The 4,623-nt window shown below is 64.4% G+C and carries 4 protein-coding genes; all 4 read left to right on the top strand.

From position 1 onward, the window contains the following. On the top strand, positions 1 to 2,594 hold a 2,594-nt coding region (gene mobF / locus GPA21_RS19390), incomplete at its 5' end, for a MobF family relaxase (protein WP_168989719.1). A 457-nt stretch (positions 2,595 to 3,051) separates the two neighbouring features. Continuing rightward, entirely contained in the window at positions 3,052 to 3,759 is a 708-nt protein-coding gene (locus tag GPA21_RS19385; RefSeq protein ID WP_168989718.1) for a hypothetical protein, read from the top strand. Positions 3,760 to 3,807: 48 nt separating this feature from the next. Beyond that, the gene (locus tag GPA21_RS19380) at positions 3,808 to 4,002 is read left to right on the top strand and encodes a hypothetical protein (RefSeq protein ID WP_168989717.1); all 195 of its coding nucleotides are present in this window, start codon (positions 3,808 to 3,810) and stop codon (positions 4,000 to 4,002) included. Next, a complete protein-coding gene (locus tag GPA21_RS19375; protein WP_168989716.1) occupies positions 3,989 to 4,531 on the top strand; it encodes a hypothetical protein in 543 nt (180 codons plus the stop codon). The genes GPA21_RS19380 and GPA21_RS19375 overlap by 14 nt, the downstream gene beginning before the upstream one ends. Positions 4,532 to 4,623: the final 92 nt, after the last annotated feature.

Raw genomic sequence — 4,623 nt, 5'->3', positions numbered from 1 at the left:
ACCTGAAAGAGGGCGTCGCGGAAACCCCCGAGGGAGTAGAGGACTACTATGCCGCCGAAGGCGACGCAGGTCGTTGGGTTGGAGGCGGCCTCGAGCGGCTCGGCCTGAGCCGAGGCGACATCCTCCCCGAGCAGTTCGAACGCATCGCGTCAGGGTTTGCAGTTCATGGCGAAGCACTGGCGCAGAACGCCGGCAATCCCGACCGCCGCGCTGGTTGGGATCTCACATTCAGCGCTCCCAAGAGCGTTAGCGTGGTCTGGGCCCTCGCGGGCACCGACCAGCGCGAGGCGCTGGAGCAGGCCCAGGAGCGTGCGGTCGAGCGTGCGCTCAAACTTCTCGAGGACAAAGCTTTTTTTGCCCGTACCGGCCGCGCTGGCGAGGTCTCGCAGCATGCCAAGCTCATCGCTGCGACGTTCCGCCACGGCACCAGCAGGGAGCAAGATCCCCAGCTTCACACCCATTCTTTCATCATGAACCTGGCTGTCCGGGAGGATGGCAAGGTCAGCTCGATCGATCCCCGCACGATGATGAAGTGGCAAAAGGTCATCGGCGCGGCGTACCGCGCCGAATTAGCCGAAGGCCTGCGCCAGATGGGCTACCAGGTTGAACGGGACGGCGACGCGTTCCGTATCGCCGGCGTGTCGCCCGAGGTGGAGAAGGAGTTTTCCCAGCGACGCCAACAAATCGAAGCAAGGCTCCGTGAGCTGGGGCTTCGCGACGCCAAAACGAGCGAGAACGTCGCGCTGGAGACCCGAAAAAGCAAGGCGATCGTCGGACAGCTCGAGCTCGAAAGTCAGTGGTCATCCCGAGCAGCAGCGCTGGGCCTGACCCGCGAGGCAGCGGCCGAGCTGCGAGGGGATGAGCCCGCCCGGGCGCTGGAGTTGCTGAAGGCGTCCGAGATCCTCGACAAACTCACCCAGCACGAGGCCGTCCTCGAGGAGCGCCATATTTTCTTGGCAGCGGCCGAAGTCGCGCAAGGCGCTGGCGGGATTGCGGATGCCCGGCGCCTCGCCGAGACGGCGAAGCTGATCGCGGTCGAGCTTGTCGATCCCGTTACCGGTAACGTTCGCTATACGACCAGGGAGATGATCAAAGCCGAGCGCAGCGTGGTCGAGCACGCGCGACAGCGCGCTAATGAGACGCAGCATCAGCTGGACCGCGCCGAGGTCGAGCGCGCGATCGAGCGCATGGAGATCGCTCGGTCGACCGAGGGCGAGCGATTCAAGCTCCGCGACGAGCAGCGCGAGGCGGTTATTGCCCTGACCACCTCCACAGGCGCGACGGCGGTCATGGTCGGAGATGCAGGGACGGGCAAGTCGACCGCCCTGGAGGCGGTGCGCCTGGCCTATGAGGCACATGGTTTTCAGGTTGTCGGGGCTACGCTCGCGGGCAAGGCCGCCGCCGAACTGCAAGCCGGCGCCAGCATCGAGTCCAGCACGATCGATCGGATGCTGATCGACCTGGAAAACAAGCGTCTCAAGCTCGATTCCAAAACGGTGATCGTGCTAGATGAAGCCGGCATGATCGACTCGCGCAAAATGGCGCGAGTCTCAGAGATGGCAAGGGTTGCCGGCGCGAAGCTCGTGATCGTGGGTGACCAGAAACAGCTTCCGCCGGTTGGGGCGGGGGCGACCTTCAGGCATATCCAGGACGTCGCACCGACGACGCGCCTGGCGCAGATCGTTCGCCAGCGCGAGGATTGGGCGCGCGAGGCCGTCCGTGAGATGAGCAAGGGGGACGCCGGCGCGGCGCTTGGCCGCTACATCGAGCGCGGGCTGGTGGGGGTGGAGAAGACCCACGCCTCGGCGATCCGCGCGGCCGCCGACCAGTTCATTCGTGACCGCGCCGAGGTCGGCGCGGATCGCGTTCAGGCGATCGCCGCGACCAACGCCCAGGTGCGCGATCTGAATCGCGAGATTCGCGTGCGCCTGGAAGTGAGGGGTGCGATCCAGAACGCCCAGTCAATCCAGGTGCGCGATGGCAATGACCCCGACAAACTCGCGAAGCTCGAGCTCGCTGTCGGCGAGCGGATCGTGATCACCAAGAACGAGAACCGCCTTGGCTTGAAGAACGGCGACTTCGCGACCGTCGAGCGCGTCTCCACCCAACAGGTCACGCTGAAGCTGGATCGTACTGGTGAGAGTCTCAGCATCGATCCGCGCTCCGTGGCGATGCGCCACGGGTATGCGGCGACTACGCACCGGCTCCAGGGTTCCACCGTGGAGCGCGCTATTGTGCTGGGTTCCGAGCATACCAGTAGAGAAATGGCATACGTCCAGGCCTCGCGGGCAAAGGGGGATACACGATGGTTCTTCACTGAAGAGAAAGTTCGCAAGATCGAGCTCGAGGCGGGCAAGGAAGCCACGACCGAGATCTCCATGCTCGACAGACTCAAGGGGGCAGCTCATGCGATGAGTCAGAGTCGACAAAAGCAATCGACGCTCGACTATACCGTTCAGAATATAGATGGTCCGCCAGATGCGCCCCGGCAACGTGACCTCGAGGCCGGGCTCGAACAAAGAACGTTACTGGAAACGCAACAGCAGCAGCGGCAACAGCGACTCGAACGGCAGCGCGATGGGATGGGCTTGTAAATCTCGGGGCATCCCGGCTCCGCCGGGACCGGACGCCCTTACAGGCTCGCGCAGCCGCGCTCGGTCCCTGCGGGACTGGCCGCATGCGGCCACCCTCCAGGTCGCCTTGCCTTGCGCGCTCCGCGCGCTATTCAGAGCCCGGCAGGGCCGGGCTGAGGCGCAGGCCGCAAGCGGCCCGCGCTGCTTGGCTGTTCGGCTCGAGAACCATTCAGCGCGCTCCATCCTCCTGCGCTGTTTGCTCCACCAGTCGGTCCCGCCCTTTTCGCCGACCTGTGCGCCGGCGCGCGATCTCCGGAAGGGCCGCTTCGCTGGCGTGCTCACCCGGTCCCCTTCGCTGCGCTGCGGGGCTGCGGCTTCCGCGCGCCCCTTTCCTGCAATCGCTTGTCCGCCGGCGCCCATGACGGCGAGGCGATACCGACTGGCAGATCAAACAGCAAACGTGCAGGAGGATGAAATCATGAGCGCACTGAACAACGAGCCGAACAACCAAGCCAACAACGCGGGCGTTCCCCCCGCACCCCCCGAGGACTCCTCCAACCGGCAGGGGGTAAAGATCGAAAAGCGCAAGTTCTTTGTTCCTGGCGGGTTTATCCCGGTCGAGCTCGAGGGCGAGCTGCCCGAGGGTGTCGAGGTCTGGCGGGATCCGGTTCGCGCCGTGGCGGCCGGATTCTCAGGAAAGCGGGCTAAGCCTGACTGGTATTACCGTTTTTCCGATGATGCGCGACTTGAGCGACATGTCGACGAATGGATCCAACGGATTCGCGAGGCCGAAGCGTGGAAAGCCAAGCGCCGCGCGGAAGCGAGGGCCAAAGCTGCACAGGGGCACGGCTGCAAAGTCGGTGACATCTTCCGCTGCAGCTGGGGATACGAACAGACGAACATCGATTACTACCAGATCACCGAGCTCCACGGTCGCACGATGGCGACCGTTCGCCGGATCGCTGCCCAATCGGAGGAAAACGGCTGGCTCAGGGGCGATTGCGCACCCGCGCCGGGTCGCTTCCTGGACGAGGAGCGCTATCCCGCCGTGCGCGTCAAGATCAACCCAGGCGAGACGCCGAGCTTCCGGGCTTACAGCTTTGCGAGCGCCTACTTGATAAAGCCACTCGCAGAAGTGGCCGGCGCCAAGACCTACGGCGTCGATTGCTGGTCCGCGTATCACTGAGTCATCAGCCCCGGCAGTGCCGGGGCTCACTAAGCAGGAGAGAACGAGATGAAAGCCGAGGTAATGCAGACCCCAAACCGCTGCGATCGATTCCACGTCATCACGTCACCCCGGGGGGCGCTATCGCCGGCTGGCTACCCGATTGCCGCGTTCGAAATCCTGGTGGCTGACCTACAGGTCGAGCAGGCGCGACAGATCGCGAAGCAGTTCAACAAGAGAGAACAAGACCATGCAGACAGATGAACTCATCTTTGACCTCGAGCTTGTCGACATCGTCGACGGCATCGGGGCCTTTCGTGATGCGGCCGGCAAGGTTCAAAACATCCCACTTGCCCACGGCGGATGGCGCGAGAGCATCGGCCGGCGCGGCGCGGCGATGCGCGAGGGGTCGCGGGAGGGTTGGCGGTTCCGCCCCTACCTGGACGCGACGCTCGAGCGTTTCCCCGAGTCGGACGAGGAAGGCCGGCTGGGGTGGAAATGCCGTGCGAAACCCGAAGGTTTCACCTGCCCTGCCTGGATCCTGCCGGGCGAGGATGGGGAGTTCGTGGAAGATGAGTGCGAGGACTTCCAGATCCGCGTCCCCACCGAGTTCCTGGATCTCTGCGACCGCTACGGGGTGGACGTAGAAGACGTGATTCACGGGTTCATCGCCGACGCCGCCGGACTGATGAACTGGGTTCGCTGCCCGCGCGCAGATGAGTTCAGTAGCCACGGCAGCGACGAGCGGATGCTCGCGCAAGAGTACATCGAACGGACGTGGCGGAGGGGTTGAGATGCTTTCCTTGATTTGTCCCTGGCGCTCCGCGCCCCCCTTGGGCTGGCTAGCTGCCGACGCGAATGAGCACCACGTTACCGGGATGGTAC

The sequence above is a fragment of the Azoarcus taiwanensis genome (assembly GCF_012910885.1).
In the GTDB taxonomy this organism is placed as follows: Bacteria; Pseudomonadota; Gammaproteobacteria; order Burkholderiales; family Rhodocyclaceae; genus Azoarcus_F; species Azoarcus_F taiwanensis.
Note: the sequence above shows the minus strand (reverse complement) of the source record. Positions and strands in the feature narration are given on the sequence as shown.

Bases quoted from the DNA above. Each gene is read 5' to 3' on its own strand.
- GPA21_RS19385 (WP_168989718.1), top strand. From the start codon at position 3,052: ATGAGCGCACTGAACAACGAGCCGAACAACCAAGCCAACAACGCGGGC.
- GPA21_RS19380 (WP_168989717.1), top strand. From the start codon at position 3,808: ATGAAAGCCGAGGTAATGCAGACCCCAAACCGCTGCGATCGATTCCAC.
- GPA21_RS19375 (WP_168989716.1), top strand. From the start codon at position 3,989: ATGCAGACAGATGAACTCATCTTTGACCTCGAGCTTGTCGACATCGTC.